Origin of the sequence: Pseudomonas sp. S150, from assembly GCF_004526365.1 — a bacterium.
In the GTDB taxonomy this organism is placed as follows: domain Bacteria; phylum Pseudomonadota; class Gammaproteobacteria; order Pseudomonadales; family Pseudomonadaceae; genus Aquipseudomonas; species Aquipseudomonas putida_A.
In genome coordinates, this window is the sequence record NZ_CP038207.1 from 644,906 (window position 1) to 660,486 (window position 15,581).

9 protein-coding genes, 2 tRNA genes and 4 rRNA genes are annotated in these 15,581 nt (G+C 56.1%); 8 read left to right on the forward strand and 7 right to left on the reverse strand.

Going from position 1 to position 15,581, the window contains the following annotated elements; translation table 11 throughout:
* Positions 1–2 precede the first annotated feature (2 nt).
* The 7 genes from E3Z29_RS03095 to E3Z29_RS03125 all read right to left on the reverse strand — a co-directional run bounded on the left by E3Z29_RS03095 (position 3) and on the right by E3Z29_RS03125 (position 6,936).
* On the reverse strand, positions 3–212 hold the full coding sequence (locus tag E3Z29_RS03095) for a DUF1127 domain-containing protein (protein ID WP_098966513.1): 210 nt from the start codon (positions 210–212) through the stop codon (positions 3–5).
* Between the two features lie 255 nt (positions 213–467).
* Positions 468–683 carry a DUF1127 domain-containing protein gene (locus tag E3Z29_RS03100; protein ID WP_007962833.1) on the reverse strand — a complete coding sequence of 72 codons (216 nt, stop codon included), beginning with the start codon at positions 681–683 and terminating at the stop codon, positions 468–470.
* Between the two features lie 320 nt (positions 684–1,003).
* The gene (locus tag E3Z29_RS03105; protein WP_134785112.1) at positions 1,004–2,497 is read right to left on the reverse strand and encodes an acetyl-CoA hydrolase/transferase family protein; all 1,494 of its coding nucleotides are present in this window, start codon (positions 2,495–2,497) and stop codon (positions 1,004–1,006) included.
* A 214-nt stretch (positions 2,498–2,711) separates the two neighbouring features.
* Positions 2,712–4,145, reverse strand: coding sequence for an NAD(P)(+) transhydrogenase (Re/Si-specific) subunit beta (locus E3Z29_RS03110; protein ID WP_007962843.1), 1,434 nt, complete (start codon positions 4,143–4,145; stop codon positions 2,712–2,714).
* On the reverse strand, positions 4,145–4,465 hold the full coding sequence (locus E3Z29_RS03115; RefSeq protein WP_003220416.1) for an NAD(P) transhydrogenase subunit alpha: 321 nt from the start codon (positions 4,463–4,465) through the stop codon (positions 4,145–4,147). The genes E3Z29_RS03110 and E3Z29_RS03115 overlap by 1 nt, the downstream gene beginning before the upstream one ends.
* Before the next feature lie 15 nt (positions 4,466–4,480).
* Positions 4,481–5,602, reverse strand: coding sequence for a Re/Si-specific NAD(P)(+) transhydrogenase subunit alpha (locus tag E3Z29_RS03120; protein ID WP_098966517.1), 1,122 nt, complete (start codon positions 5,600–5,602; stop codon positions 4,481–4,483).
* A 434-nt stretch (positions 5,603–6,036) separates the two neighbouring features.
* Positions 6,037–6,936: a LysR family transcriptional regulator gene (locus tag E3Z29_RS03125; protein WP_098966519.1), complete on the reverse strand. Its 900-nt coding sequence runs from the start codon at positions 6,934–6,936 to the stop codon at positions 6,037–6,039.
* Positions 6,937–7,093: 157 nt separating this feature from the next.
* Between E3Z29_RS03125 and E3Z29_RS03130 the strand changes: the two genes are divergently transcribed.
* The 8 genes from E3Z29_RS03130 to rrf (E3Z29_RS03170) all read left to right on the forward strand — a co-directional run bounded on the left by E3Z29_RS03130 (position 7,094) and on the right by rrf (E3Z29_RS03170) (position 15,564).
* On the forward strand, positions 7,094–8,275 hold the full coding sequence (locus E3Z29_RS03130; RefSeq protein WP_003220420.1) for an acyl-CoA dehydrogenase: 1,182 nt from the start codon (positions 7,094–7,096) through the stop codon (positions 8,273–8,275).
* A gap of 13 nt (positions 8,276–8,288) precedes the next feature.
* On the forward strand, positions 8,289–9,509 hold the full coding sequence (locus E3Z29_RS03135; protein ID WP_098966520.1) for a CaiB/BaiF CoA-transferase family protein: 1,221 nt from the start codon (positions 8,289–8,291) through the stop codon (positions 9,507–9,509).
* Positions 9,510–10,152: 643 nt separating this feature from the next.
* A 16S ribosomal RNA gene (locus E3Z29_RS03145) occupies positions 10,153–11,681 on the forward strand.
* Between the two features lie 80 nt (positions 11,682–11,761).
* Positions 11,762–11,838 (forward strand) — tRNA-Ile (locus tag E3Z29_RS03150).
* Positions 11,839–11,867: 29 nt separating this feature from the next.
* Positions 11,868–11,943: transfer RNA gene (locus tag E3Z29_RS03155), tRNA-Ala, on the forward strand.
* A gap of 247 nt (positions 11,944–12,190) precedes the next feature.
* Positions 12,191–15,074: ribosomal RNA gene (locus E3Z29_RS03160) — 23S ribosomal RNA — on the forward strand.
* A 151-nt stretch (positions 15,075–15,225) separates the two neighbouring features.
* Positions 15,226–15,341 (forward strand): 5S ribosomal RNA (gene rrf / locus E3Z29_RS03165).
* A gap of 107 nt (positions 15,342–15,448) precedes the next feature.
* Positions 15,449–15,564: ribosomal RNA gene (gene rrf, locus E3Z29_RS03170) — 5S ribosomal RNA — on the forward strand.
* The 16S, 23S and 5S rRNA genes sit together here with 2 tRNA genes alongside, the layout of an rRNA operon.
* The last annotated feature ends 17 nt before the right edge of the window (positions 15,565–15,581 follow it).

A 15,581-nucleotide genomic window follows, 5' to 3' on the forward strand; every position in this document is an offset into this window, starting at 1 on the left:
TGCTAGCGCCAGAAGGGTTTCTCCAGTTCTCTGAGCCGATCGGCATGGCTGAGGCCCAGATCCGCTAGGTCGCGCTGGTCCAGTTGAGCCAGCAGGCGCCGCGTCCTGGCGCGCTCCAGTCCTTGCCACAGGGGTCGAAACAGGCGCCGCAGCAGGTGCGAGTGAGCGCGGGGTAGAGTCGAAGCTGTCGAAACATCCTGTAAGCCTTTCATGGCGTTTTCCTTAAACCGAGGAGGGTTAAGGACATGCTGCGCCCGATGCAGTTTGGCGAGCAGATACACTCATGAAAAATTGTACTGGTTCAGATTTTGTTTATTGAGAACTGTACCTGTACTTTGAATATTCTGCTGTACGGGCATTTTCGAACCCTGAAACGACAAAACCCGTCGCGGTTTCCCGCGACGGGTCTTGTGTGTTCAATTCGGGTTGCTGGCGGTGGGTCTGACGACCAGAGCCAGCGACGCTACTTAGCGCCAGAACGGCTTGCTCAGCTCTTCGTAGCGTTGTGCTTCGCTTATACCGGCGTCAGCCAGCAGACGCGAATCCAGACGAGCCAGTTGGTGGCGGCTGGAGATGCGGCGCTGCCACAACATCAGGTTAGCGATAACGCGCAGAGGCAGGGAAGCCTGGTTTTTTGCAGCTTTGTCTTCGAAGAACAGTTCGGAACTGAGTGTACGTTCCATGGTTGACATCCTTCCGCTTGTGGCGGGATCAGGTAGTGGTTTAACTGGTGCCCATGATCCTCTCGTTTGCCTAGTCTCTCTAGATACAGTTCAACTGTATTGTGAGTGACCAGTTAACTGTTTATAGGGGGTGTACGGGTCGAAATTGAGCAAACTGTACCTGTCAGCACTAATGTGGTGCGTTTTTGCTCAATTCGAGGAAGGAGGTAGGCAAAATCTGTAGGAAACAACCGGTACAGCAGTACAGTTTTTGCCAGATGTGGCGGGTTAAAAAATCCGCTGACACAAACTGTGTTTGCATCAGCGGTTTGACTGTGTGATTACACCGCGAGCATGCGTCCGGTTTCTTCCAGGTTGATGTGCCAGCTCAGGGCTTCTCGCAGGATGTGTGGGGTATGGCCGCCGATGGCGCACGCTGCGGTGAAGTAGTCGTTCAGCGCCTGGCGATAGTCCGGGTGCACACAGTTGTCGATGATCACCCGAGCGCGTTCGCGTGGGGCCAGGCCGCGTAGGTCAGCCAGACCGACTTCGGTCACCAGAATGTCGACGTCATGCTCGGTGTGGTCAACGTGGCTGACCATCGGCACCACGCTGGAAATTGCGCCGCCCTTGGCGATCGATTTGGTCACGAACACCGCCAGGTGCGCGTTGCGCGCAAAGTCCCCCGAACCGCCGATACCGTTCATCATCCGCGTGCCGCAGACGTGGGTGGAGTTGACGTTGCCGTAGATATCGAACTCCAGCGCGGTGTTGATGCCAATGATACCCAGACGACGCACCACTTCCGGGTGGTTGGAGATCTCCTGCGGGCGCAGCACCAGTTTGTCCTTGTACTTCTCCAGGTTGCCGAATACGTCGCTGTTGCGCCGCTCCGACAAAGTGATCGAGCTGCCCGACGCAAAGCTCAGCTTGCCGGCGTCGATCAGGTCGAAGGTCGAGTCCTGCAGCACTTCGGAGTACATGGTCAGGTCTTCGAACGGCGAATCGATCAGGCCGCACATCACCGCGTTGGCGATGTTGCCGATCCCGGCCTGCAACGGGCCGAGCCTGTTGGTCATGCGCCCGGCGTCGACTTCCTGCTTGAAGAAGGTGATCAGGTGCTCGGCGATGGCATTGGTGTCGACATCCGGGGTCGACACCGTGGACGGCGAATCCGCCTGCTGAGTGATGACGATGGCGACAATCTTTTCCGGCGGGATCGGGATCGCGGTGCTGCCGATGCGATCGTCGACTTTCACCAGCGGGATCGGCGTGCGCGTCGGGCGATAGGTCGGGATATAGATGTCATGCAGGCCTTCGAGGTTGGCGTTGTGCGCCAGGTTGATCTCGACAATCACCTGCTTGGCGAAAATCGCGAAGCTCGCCGAGTTGCCCACCGAGGTGGTCGGCACGATGTGGCCTTGCTCGGTGATGGCCACGGCTTCGATCACCGCGATGTCCGGCAGCTTCAGTTGCTGGTTGCGCAGTTGCTCGACGGTTTCCGACAGGTGCTGGTCGATGAACATCACTTCGCCGGCGTTGATTGCCTTGCGCAAGGTGCTATCGACTTGGAACGGCATGCGCCGCGACAACACGCCGGCCTCGGTCAGTTGCTTGTCGAGGTCGTTGCCCAGGCTCGCGCCGGTCATCAGGCTGATCTTCAGCGGCGTGACCTTGGCTCGCTCGGCCAGTGCGTGAGGGACAGCTTTGGCTTCGCCCGCGCGGGTGAAGCCGCTCATGCCGACGGTCATGCCGTCTTCAATCAGCGCGGCGGCGTCGGCGGCGCTCATCACTTTATCCAACAACGAAGGCAGGCGAATACGGTCACGGTACATGGATTATTTTCTCGGGAAGCGAGTAGCAGGATGCGCAGTCTAGTGAATTTCGCGGGCGCCTGTCCCGCTACCAAGGTCGCAAACGAGGCGTCTATTTAGCGGGTTTCAAGTAAAACACCGTTACTGGATCTGCAACAACGTGGCAAATTGTCCGACGGTTTGCGCAAACAAAAACGCCCCGACAAGTCGGGGCGTCCGGTGCAACTGCGGAGGATTACTCGACCGCTTTGACCATGTCTTCGATGACTTTTTTCGCGTCGCCGAACACCATCATGGTCTTGTCCAGGTAGAACAGTTCGTTGTCCAGACCGGCATAACCGCTGGCCATCGAGCGCTTGTTGACGATGATGGTCTTGGCCTTGAACGCTTCGAGAATCGGCATGCCGGCAATCGGCGATTTCGGATCGTTCTTGGCGGCCGGGTTGACCACGTCGTTGGCGCCGAGTACCAGCACCACGTCGGCCTGGCCGAACTCGGAGTTGATGTCTTCCATCTCGAACACCTGGTCGTAAGGCACTTCGGCCTCGGCGAGCAGGACGTTCATGTGCCCCGGCATGCGACCGGCCACCGGGTGGATTGCATACTTCACGGTCACGCCGCGATGGGTCAGTTTCTCGGTCAGCTCTTTCAATGCATGCTGCGCACGGGCCACCGCCAGGCCGTAACCCGGGACGATGATCACGGTGTCGGCGTTGGTCAGCAGGAACGTTGCGTCGTCGGCCGAACCGGATTTCACCGGACGGGCTTCTTTCGCGCCGGCAGGTCCTGCGTCGGCCGTGTTGCCGAAACCGCCAAGCAGTACATTAAAGAAGGAACGGTTCATCGCCTTGCACATGATGTACGAGAGGATCGCACCGCTCGAACCCACCAGCGAGCCGGCGATGATCAACATCGAGTTGTTCAGCGAGAAGCCGATACCCGCTGCAGCCCAGCCCGAGTAACTGTTGAGCATCGACACCACCACCGGCATGTCGGCGCCGCCAATCGGGATGATGATCAGCACGCCCATCACGAACGCCAGGGCCAGCATCAGCGCGAACGCTGCGAGGTTGCCGGTGAGCATGAAGGTCACGCCCAGCACCAGTGTCGCCAGACCGAGTACCGCGTTCAGCTTGTGCTGACCGGCGAACTGTACCGGCGCACCCTGGAACAGGCGGAACTTGTACTTGCCCGAGAGCTTGCCGAAGGCGATCACCGAACCGGAAAAGGTGATTGCACCGATCGCCGCACCGAGGAACAGTTCCAGACGATTACCCGCCGGGATCGAATCACCGAGTTGCTTGACGATGCCCAGCGATTGCGGCTCAACCACCGCAGCAATGGCGATGAACACCGCCGCTAGACCGATCATGCTGTGCATGAAGGCGACCAGTTCCGGCATCTTGGTCATTTCGACGCGTTTGGCCATGATCGAGCCGGCAGTGCCGCCGATCAGCAGGCCAACGATCACATAGCCGATACCGGCAGTCGCCAGTTCCGCACCGAGCTTATAGATGAGGCCGATGGTGGTGAGGATGGCCAGCGCCATGCCGAGCATGCCGAACAGGTTGCCGCGCCGCGACGTGGTCGGGTGCGACAGGCCTTTAAGGGCCTGGATAAAGCAGATCGACGCGATCAGGTAGAGCGTCGTGACGAGATTCATGCTCATTACTTCGGCGCCTCTTCTTTTGCTTTCGGGGCTTTCTTCTTGAACATCTCAAGCATGCGGCGGGTGACCAGGAAGCCACCAAACACGTTGACCGCAGCCAGTGCCACGGCGAGGGTGCCCATGGTCTTGCCCAGCGGCGTGACGGTCAGCGCAGCAGCGAGCATGGCGCCGACGATCACGATTGCCGAAATGGCATTGGTCACCGCCATCAACGGCGTGTGCAGCGCAGGTGTAACGTTCCAGACCACGTGGTAACCGACATAAATCGCCAGCACGAAGATGATCAGGTTGTAGATACCGGGGGAGATAAGCTCTTCCATCGTCTGAATCCCTGCTTAGGCGTTTTTGCGGATGACTTGGCCGTCGCGGCACATCAGGCACGCGGCGACGATGTCGTCTTCGAGGTTGACGTCGAACTGGCCTTCTTTGGTGAACACCAGCTTGAGGAAGTCCAGCAGGTTGCGGGCGTACAGCGCCGAGGCGTCTGCAGCGACTTCACCGGCCAGGTTGGTCGGGCCGACGATGGTCACGCCGTTCTCGACCACGACCTGATCGGCGACGGTCAGCGGGCAGTTGCCGCCCTGCGCAGCCGCGAGGTCGATGACCACCGAGCCCGGCTTCATCTGCGCCACGGTGTCTGCGCTCAACAGTGTCGGCGCCTTGCGGCCCGGGATCAGTGCGGTGGTGATGACGATGTCGGCCTGCCTGGCGCGTTCGTGCACAGCCTGGGCCTGACGTTGCATCCAGCTCGCCGGCATCGGGCGAGCGTAACCGCCGACACCGACCGCGCATTCACGCTCTTCGTCAGTCTCGTAAGGCACATCGACGAACTTGGCGCCGAGGGATTCGATCTGTTCCTTTACCGCCGGACGCACGTCAGACGCTTCGATCACCGCACCCAGACGTTTCGCCGTGGCAATCGCCTGCAACCCGGCCACGCCGGCACCCAGAATCAGCACGCGCGCCGCTTTCACGGTGCCCGCAGCGGTCATCAGCATCGGCATGAAGCGCGGATAGTAGTGCGCGGCCAGCAACACAGCCTTGTAGCCGGCAATGTTTGCCTGCGACGACAGCACATCGAGACTCTGCGCCCGAGAGGTACGCGGCGCCGCCTCCAGGGCGAACGCAGTAATCCCGCACTCGGCCATTTTGGCGATGGTGTCGTTATTGAAGGGGTTGAGCATGCCCACCAGCACCGTGCCGCGCTTGATCAGCGCCAGTTCGGCGTCGCTGGGGGCGACCACTTTGAGAATCAGCTCGGCGCCGAACGCATCGTTGGCACTGCCAATGGTTGCGCCCGCCGCTTCATAGGCACTGTCGACAACACTGGCTTTAACGCCGGCGCCGGTTTGCACAGTGACCTTATGGCCTTGGCTGATCAGCTTTTTAATGGTTTCCGGGGTTGCAGCAACCCGTGTTTCACCGGTCTGGGTTTCGAGAGGAACACCAATGTGCACGTCAAATCTCCTGCGTGATCTTATTGAGTAAACCCAGGCACTGCGGATGGTGCGACTGGGGCGGCCGATCAGCACGATCCCGCCAAATCAGGGCGGGGCGCGGCATTTTGCAGGCGAACTTTATGCCCTTCAAGGGATTATGACGGGTGACGGAAAATTAACTACAAGTCATCCCGTGACCGAATGTCGCAGATGGCCAGCTGAATCCCTTGCAGGCCGTGCCTTGTAAGGATTTTGGCTGAATTTGAAAAAATTTCTCATCGGCGGCGTGAATAGGCCGTAATGAGTCGTGAATAGAGGCTCAAAGCCACGTCCGCAGGCGCTTGTGGGACGTCTGTACGACTTTCGGATACAGTCTGTGATTTTGCGACAAATACTTATATCTGTAGGGCTTTGATTTTCCTGACTACCTGGTTAGTAATCGCTGTAAGCCTTTATCCTTCTAGGCTGTAGCTGTTTGCCTGGTTAATCAGCCAATCGCGAAAAGCCTTGAGTGATGCCGATTCGACCTTTCGCTCCGGAATCATCAGGTAATACGCCTTGATGCTGGAGAGCGCATTCGGGTTGGCGACCACCAGGCGTTTCTCGGCCAGTTCGCGCTGAATCAGAAACGGTGGAATCAGCGCGATGCCCATGTCGTGCATGGCCGCCTGAGCCAGCATGGAGAATAGCTCGTAGCGCGGGCCTGTCATGTCGCGTGGGATGTTCAGGTGCTGTGAATTGAACCATTGGCGCCAGGCGTAGGGACGGGTGGTTTGCTGCAACAGAGGCAGCTCGGCAATCTCGTTGGGTGTCAGATGTTTCTTGCTGCCGAGGAGAGCGGGGCTGCATACCGGCATCGGATTTTCGCCCATCAGCCTGTGGGATTCGGTACCCGACCAATCGGCGTCGCCAAAGTAGATTGCCGCATCGAAATCAGTGTCGGCAAACAGGAACGGGCGGGTGCGGTTGGTCAGGTTGACCGTTACTTCCGGGTGTTTGAGCTGGAAGTCCTTGAGCCGTGGCAGCAGCCATTGCGTGCCGAAGGTGGGCACCACCGCCAGTTCGATCACATTTGTGCCCTGCTGGCCCATCACCGAAAGCGTGTCGCGCTCGACGGCGTCGAGCTGCGTGGCCACCCGACGGCTGTAGGAAAGTCCCGCTTCCGTCAGCTTCACTCCACGTCGCGAGCGTCGGAACAGTTCCACACTGAGGAACTCCTCAAGGCTGGCGATCTGTCGGCAAATGGCGCCCTGGGTGAGGGAAAGTTCTTCGGCAGCCTTGGTAAAGCTTTCGTGGCGGGCGGCGGCTTCGAAGCTGATCAGGGCCGTGGTGCTGGGTATCTTCCTGCGCATGTACGTCAACCTCACTAATGCGCCGCATAAAAGGCATTCAGCGACGTTTCGGAGTGAGAAATTAGCACAACAGGATGCGAAATCCTCGTTTGCCGCGCTGGCCAACCGGGCCTAGGATCAATGCCACGTTAATTCACCGATTTGCGAGGACTCACTCATGGGCGGTAAAGCTAGCTTCAACTGGATCGATCCCCTGCTGCTGGATCAACAGCTCACCGAAGAGGAGCGCATGATCCGCGACACCGCCGCCCAATTCGCTCAGCAGAGCCTGGCGCCACGCGTGCTTGAAGCTTTCCGCCATGAGAAAACCGACCCGGCAATCTTCCGCGAAATGGGCGAAGTCGGTCTGCTCGGTGCGACCATCCCTGAACAATACGGTGGCAGCGGTCTGAACTACGTCAGCTACGGGCTGATTGCTCGCGAAGTCGAGCGTGTCGACTCTGGCTACCGTTCTATGATGAGTGTGCAGTCCTCATTGGTGATGGTGCCGATCAACGAATTCGGCACTGAAGCACAGAAACAGAAATACCTGCCGAAATTGGCTTCCGGCGAATGGATCGGCTGCTTCGGTCTGACCGAGCCAAACCACGGCTCCGACCCGGGCGCGATGATCACCCGTGCGCGCAAAGTCGACGGCGGCTACAGCCTGACCGGCGCCAAGATGTGGATCACCAACAGCCCGATCGCCGATGTGTTCGTGGTCTGGGCCAAGGACGATGCCGGCGACATCCGTGGCTTCGTCCTGGAGAAAGGCTGGAAGGGCTTGAGCGCTCCGGCGATTCACGGCAAGGTCGGCCTGCGCGCCTCGATCACCGGCGAAATCGTCATGGACAACGTGTTTGTGCCGGAAGAAAACATCTTCCCGGACGTGCGCGGCCTGAAAGGCCCGTTCACCTGCCTTAACTCCGCACGCTATGGCATCTCCTGGGGCGCATTGGGCGCTGCCGAGTTCTGCTGGCACACCGCTCGCCAGTACACCCTTGATCGTCAGCAGTTCGGGCGCCCATTGGCTGCCACCCAGCTTATTCAGAAGAAGCTGGCCGACATGCAGACCGAGATCACTCTGGCGCTGCAAGGCTGTCTGCGCCTGGGTCGCATGAAGGATGAGGGCACTGCCGCGGTCGAAATCACTTCGATCATGAAGCGCAACTCCTGTGGCAAGTCGCTGGATATCGCTCGCATGGCCCGTGACATGCTGGGTGGTAACGGTATCTCTGACGAGTTCGGTGTGGCCCGTCATCTGGTCAACCTGGAAGTGGTGAATACCTATGAAGGTACTCACGACGTTCACGCGCTGATCCTCGGTCGCGCGCAAACCGGTCTGCAGGCGTTCTATTAACAGGAGAGCGACCATGGGCGCGCTGTCGCATCTGCGGGTACTGGATTTATCGCGCGTGCTGGCCGGGCCGTGGGCCGGGCAGATTCTCGCCGACCTTGGCGCCGAGGTGATCAAGGTCGAGCGCCCGGGCAATGGCGATGATACGCGCGCCTGGGGGCCGCCGTTCCTTAAGGATGCTTATGGGGAAAACACCAGCGAGGCGGCCTATTACCTGTCGGCCAACCGCAACAAGCAATCGGTGACGATCGACTTCACTCGGCCTGAAGGGCAGAACCTGGTACGGGAGCTGGCGGCGAAGTCGGACATTCTGATCGAGAACTTCAAGGTCGGTGGGCTGGCTGCCTATGGGCTGGACTACGAGTCGCTGAAGGCGATCAATCCGGATCTGATCTATTGCTCGATCACTGGCTTCGGTCAAACCGGGCCGTATGCCAAGCGTGCGGGTTATGACTTCATGATTCAGGGGCTGGGCGGGTTGATGAGCCTGACCGGTCGCCCTGAAGGTGATGAAGGCGCCGGGCCGGTGAAGGTGGGAGTGGCGCTGACGGACATTCTTACGGGGCTGTATTCGACCGTGGCGATACTGGCGGCGCTGGCTCATCGTGATCACGACGGTGGCGGGCAACACATCGATATGGCTTTGCTGGATGTGCAGGTCGCATGTCTGGCGAATCAGGCGATGAACTATCTGACTACCGGCAATGCGCCGAAGCGTCTGGGTAATGCACACCCGAACATCGTGCCTTATCAGGACTTCCCGACGGCCGACGGTGATTTCATTCTTACCGTTGGCAATGACGGCCAGTTCCGCAAGTTTGCCGAGGTGGCGGGCCAGCCGCAGTGGGCGGACGATCCGCGATTCGCGACTAACAAGCTGCGGGTGGCTAACCGCGCGGTGTTGATTCCTCTGATCCGCCAGGCGACGGTATTCAAGACTACCGCCGAATGGGTGGCTCAGCTGGAGCAAGCGGGTGTGCCGTGTGGGCCGATCAATGATCTGTCCCAAGTGTTTGAGGATCCGCAGGTGAAGGCGCGGGGGTTGGCGATAGAGCTTCCGCACGCATTGGCGGGGATGGTCCCGCAGGTGGCGAGTCCGATCCGGCTGTCGCAGACGCCGGTCGAGTACCTTCGCGCGCCTCCTTTATTGGGCGAGCATACGTTGGAGGTTTTGCAGCGGGTGCTGGGTCTGGGCGCTGGCGCGGTAGAGGCACTCAAGGCTGATGGAGTGCTTTGAGTATCGCTTCTATATAGAAGAAGGCTGTTTCCTGCCTATATATAGATGGATTTGTGCGTTTTTTAACCGATCTGTAAGTTGTTGAAAGAAAACTGAAATTAACGGTTGACGGCAGATTCAGGAGGTCTATAATTCGCCCCACTTCCGGCGCAGTCGAAACGGAAAACTCCTTGAGATTCAATGAGTTACGCAGTTTTCGACAGCGACTTGCTTCAGTTCATCGAAGCCTGGAAGGAGTTGAAAGAGCGGTGATGTTTGGCTCTTTTGACGGTTCGATCTTCTCGGTCGAAAGCGGAGAAAAAGAGGTGTTGACAGCAGCGTGTAACGCTGTAGAATTCGCCTCCCGCTAACGAGAGATCGGAAGCGCAAGTGGTTGAAGTTGTTGAAGAAATCTTCGAAAACTTCTGAAAATAATCACTTGACAGCAAATGAGGCTGCTGTAGAATGCGCGCCTCGGTTGAGACGAAAGATCTTAACCAACCGCTCTTTAACAACTGAATCAAGCAATTCGTGTGGGTGCTTGTGGAGTCAGACTGATAGTCAACAAGATTATCAGCATCACAAGTTACTCCGCGAGAAATCAAAGATGTAACCAACGATTGCTGAGCCAAGTTTAGGGTTTCTTAAAAACCCAAAGATGTTTGAACTGAAGAGTTTGATCATGGCTCAGATTGAACGCTGGCGGCAGGCCTAACACATGCAAGTCGAGCGGATGAAAGGAGCTTGCTCCTGGATTCAGCGGCGGACGGGTGAGTAATGCCTAGGAATCTGCCTGGTAGTGGGGGACAACGTTTCGAAAGGAACGCTAATACCGCATACGTCCTACGGGAGAAAGCAGGGGACCTTCGGGCCTTGCGCTATCAGATGAGCCTAGGTCGGATTAGCTAGTTGGTGAGGTAATGGCTCACCAAGGCGACGATCCGTAACTGGTCTGAGAGGATGATCAGTCACTGGAACTGAGACACGGTCCAGAGACTCCTACGGGAGGCAGCAGTGGGGAATATTGGACAATGGGCGAAAGCCTGATCCAGCCATGCCGCGTGTGAAGAAGGTCTTCGGATTGTAAAGCACTTTAAGTTGGGAGGAAGGGTTGTAGATTAATACTCTGCAACTTTGACGTTACCGACAGAATAAGCACCGGCTAACTCTGTGCCAGCAGCCGCGGTAATACAGAGGGTGCAAGCGTTAATCGGAATTACTGGGCGTAAAGCGCGCGTAGGTGGTTTGTTAAGTTGGATGTGAAATCCCCGGGCTCAACCTGGGAACTGCATCCAAAACTGGCAAGCTAGAGTATGGTAGAGGGTGGTGGAATTTCCTGTGTAGCGGTGAAATGCGTAGATATAGGAAGGAACACCAGTGGCGAAGGCGACCACCTGGACTGATACTGACACTGAGGTGCGAAAGCGTGGGGAGCAAACAGGATTAGATACCCTGGTAGTCCACGCCGTAAACGATGTCAACTAGCCGTTGGGAGCCTTGAGCTCTTAGTGGCGCAGCTAACGCATTAAGTTGACCGCCTGGGGAGTACGGCCGCAAGGTTAAAACTCAAATGAATTGACGGGGGCCCGCACAAGCGGTGGAGCATGTGGTTTAATTCGAAGCAACGCGAAGAACCTTACCAGGCCTTGACATCCAATGAACTTTCCAGAGATGGATTGGTGCCTTCGGGAACATTGAGACAGGTGCTGCATGCTGTCGTCAGCTCGTGTCGTGAGATGTTGGGTTAAGTCCCGTAACGAGCGCAACCCTTGTCCTTAGTTACCAGCACGTTATGGTGGGCACTCTAAGGAGACTGCCGGTGACAAACCGGAGGAAGGTGGGGATGACGTCAAGTCATCATGGCCCTTACGGCCTGGGCTACACGTGCTACAATGGTCGGTACAGAGGGTTGCCAAGCCGCGAGGTGGAGCTAATCCACAAAACCGATCGTAGTCCGGATCGCAGTCTGCAACTCGACTGCGTGAAGTCGGAATCGCTAGTAATCGCGAATCAGAATGTCGCGTGAATACGTTCCCGGGCCTTGTACACACCGCCCGTCACACCATGGGAGTGGGTTGCACCAGAAGTAGCTAGTCTAACCTTCGGGAGGACGGTTACCACGGTGTGATTCATGACTGGGGTGAAGTCGTAACAAGGTAGCGTAGGGGAACCTGCGGCTGGATCACCTCCTTAATCGACGACATCAGCTGCTCCATAAGTTCCCACACGAATTGCTTGATTCATTGAAGAAGACGATAGAAGCAGCCGAAATTGGGTCTGTAGCTCAGTTGGTTAGAGCGCACCCCTGATAAGGGTGAGGTCGGCAGTTCGAATCTGCCCAGACCCACCAATTTTTGTGTGGGAAACCTGTAGAAATACGGGGCCATAGCTCAGCTGGGAGAGCGCCTGCCTTGCACGCAGGAGGTCAGCGGTTCGATCCCGCTTGGCTCCACCACCACTGCTTCTGAAGTTTGAAAGCTTAGAAATGAGCATTCCATCGCTGTGATGGTGAATGCTGATTTCTAGTCTTTTGATTAAATCGTTCTTTAAAAATTTGGGTATGTGATAGAAAGATAGACTGAACGTTACTTTCACTGGTAACGGATCAGGCTAAGGTAAAATTTGTGAGTGGCTCTTAAGAGTTTTGCGAATTTTCGGCGAATGTCGTCTTCACAGTATAACCAGATTGCTTGGGGTTATATGGTCAAGTGAAGAAGCGCATACGGTGGATGCCTTGGCAGTCAGAGGCGATGAAAGACGTGGTAGCCTGCGAAAAGCTTCGGGGAGTCGGCAAACAGACTTTGATCCGGAGATGTCTGAATGGGGGAACCCAGCCATCATAAGATGGTTATCTTGTACTGAATACATAGGTGCAAGAGGCGAACCAGGGGAACTGAAACATCTAAGTACCCAGGAAAAGAAATCAACCGAGATTCCCTTAGTAGTGGCGAGCGAACGGGGACTAGCCCTTAAGTGGCTTTGAGATTAGCGGAACGCTCTGGAAAGTGCGGCCATAGTGGGTGATAGCCCTGTACGCGAAAGTCTCTTAGTCATGAAATCGAGTAGGACGGAGCACGAGAAACTTTGTCTGAATATGGGGGGACCATCCTCCAAGGCTAAATACTACTGACTGACCGATAGTGAACTAGTACCGTGAGGGAAAGGCGAAAAGAACCCCGGAGAGGGGAGTGAAATAGATCCTGAAACCGTATGCGTACAAGCAGTGGGAGCCCACTTTGTTGGGTGACTGCGTACCTTTGTATAATGGGTCAGCGACTTATTTTCAGTGGCGAGCTTAACCGAATAGGGGAGGCGTAGCGAAAGCGAGTCTTAATAGGGCGTCTAGTCGCTGGGAATAGACCCGAAACCGGGCGATCTATCCATGGGCAGGTTGAAGGTTAGGTAACACTGACTGGAGGACCGAACCGACTACCGTTGAAAAGTTAGCGGATGACCTGTGGATCGGAGTGAAAGGCTAATCAAGCTCGGAGATAGCTGGTTCTCCTCGAAAGCTATTTAGGTAGCGCCTCATGTATCACTGTAGGGGGTAGAGCACTGTTTCGGCTAGGGGGTCATCCCGACTTACCAAACCGATGCAAACTCCGAATACCTACAAGTGCCGAGCATGGGAGACACACGGCGGGTGCTAACGTCCGTCGTGAAAAGGGAAACAACCAGACCGTCAGCTAAGGTCCCAAAGTTATGGTTAAGTGGGAAACGATGTGGGAAGGCTTAGACAGCTAGGAGGTTGGCTTAGAAGCAGCCACCCTTTAAAGAAAGCGTAATAGCTCACTAGTCGAGTCGGCCTGCGCGGAAGATGTAACGGGGCTCAAACCATACACCGAAGCTACGGGTATCACGCAAGTGATGCGGTAGAGGAGCGTTCTGTAAGCCTGTGAAGGTGAGTTGAGAAGCTTGCTGGAGGTATCAGAAGTGCGAATGCTGACATGAGTAACGACAATGGGTGTGAAAAACACCCACGCCGAAAGACCAAGGTTTCCTGCGCAACGTTAATCGACGCAGGGTTAGTCGGTCCCTAAGGCGAGGCTGAAAAGCGTAGTCGATGGAAAACAGGTTAATATCCTGTACTTCTGGTTATTGCGATGGAGGGACGGAGAAGGCTAGGCCAGCTTGGCGTTGGTTGTCCAAGTTTAAGGTGGTAGGCTGAGATCTTAGGTAAATCCGGGATCTTAAGGCCGAGAGCTGATGACGAGTTACCTTTTAGGTGACGAAGTGGTTGATGCCATGCTTCCAAGAAAAGCTTCTAAGCTTCAGATAACCAGGAACCGTACCCCAAACCGACCAGGTGGTTGGGTAGAGAATACCAAGGCGCTTGAGAGAACTCGGGTGAAGGAACTAGGCAAAATGGCACCGTAACTTCGGAGAAGGTGCGCCGGTGAGGGTGAAGGACTTGCTCCGTAAGCTCATGCCGGTCGAAGATACCAGGCCGCTGCGACTGTTTATTAAAAACACAGCACTCTGCAAACACGAAAGTGGACGTATAGGGTGTGACGCCTGCCCGGTGCCGGAAGGTTAATTGATGGGGTTAGCTAACGCGAAGCTCTTGATCGAAGCCCCGGTAAACGGCGGCCGTAACTATAACGGTCCTAAGGTAGCGAAATTCCTTGTCGGGTAAGTTCCGACCTGCACGAATGGCGTAACGATGGCGGCGCTGTCTCCACCCGAGACTCAGTGAAATTGAAATCGCTGTGAAGATGCAGTGTATCCGCGGCTAGACGGAAAGACCCCGTGAACCTTTACTATAGCTTTGCACTGGACTTTGAATTTGCTTGTGTAGGATAGGTGGGAGGCTTTGAAGCGTGGGACGCCAGTTCGCGTGGAGCCATCCTTGAATACACCCTGGCAACTTTGAGGTTCTAACTCAGGTCCGTTATCCGGATCGAGACAGTGTATGGTGGGTAGTTTGACTGGGGCGGTCTCCTCCTAAAGAGTAACGGAGGAGTCACGAAGGTGCGCTCAGACCGGTCGGAATCGGTCGTAGAGTATAAAGGCAAAAGCGCGCTTGACTGCGAGACAGACACGTCGAGCAGGTACGAAAGTAGGTCTTAGTGATCCGGTGTTCTGTATGGAAGGGCCATCGCTCAACGGATAAAAGGTACTCCGGGGATAACAGGCTGATACCGCCCAAGAGTTCATATCGACGGCGGTGTTTGGCACCTCGATGTCGGCGCTCATCACATCCTGGGGCTGAAGCCGGTCCCAAGGGTATGGCTGTTCGCCATTTAAAGTGGTACGCGAGCTGGGTTTAGAACGTCGTGAGACAGTTCGGTCCCTATCTGCCGTGGACGTTTGAGATTTGAGAGGGCTGCTCCTATAGTACGAGAGGACCGGAGTGGACGAACCTCTGGTGTTCCGGTTGTCACGCCAGTGGCATTGCCGGGTAGCTATGTTCGGGAAAGATAACCGCTGAAAGCATCTAGCGGGAAACTTGCCTCAAGATGAGATCTCACTGGAACCTTGAGTTCCCTGAAGGGCCGTCGAGACTACGACGACGAGTTGATAGGTTTGTGTAAGCGCTGTGAGGCGTTGAGCTAACCAATACTAATTGCCGTGAGGCTTGACCATATACACCCAGCAATCTGCATGCTCGAAAGAGACCAGATTGCGGTGTGTGAAGACGCAATGAACCGAAAGTTCGCGATGCTCACAAACACCTGTATCACATACCCGATTTGCTGAAGCGAGGCCAACCGGTCACGAGTCAGTACCCGAATTTCTTGACGACCATAGAGCGTTGGAACCACCTGATCCCATCCCGAACTCAGAAGTGAAACGATGCATCGCCGATGGTAGTGTGGGGTTTCCCCATGTGAGAGTAGGTCATCGTCAAGATTAAATTCCGAAACCCCAATTGCGAAAGCAGTTGGGGTTTTGTTTTTTAGTAGAAGTCACCGATTTTGCTGGCACGTTACCGTGTTGACGGGCCAGATACAGAATTTCTTGACGACCATAGAGCGTTGGAACCACCTGATCCCATCCCGAACTCAGAAGTGAAACGATGCATCGCCGATGGTAGTGTGGGGTTTCCCCATGTGAGAGTAGGTCATCGTCAAGATTAAATTCCAGAACCCC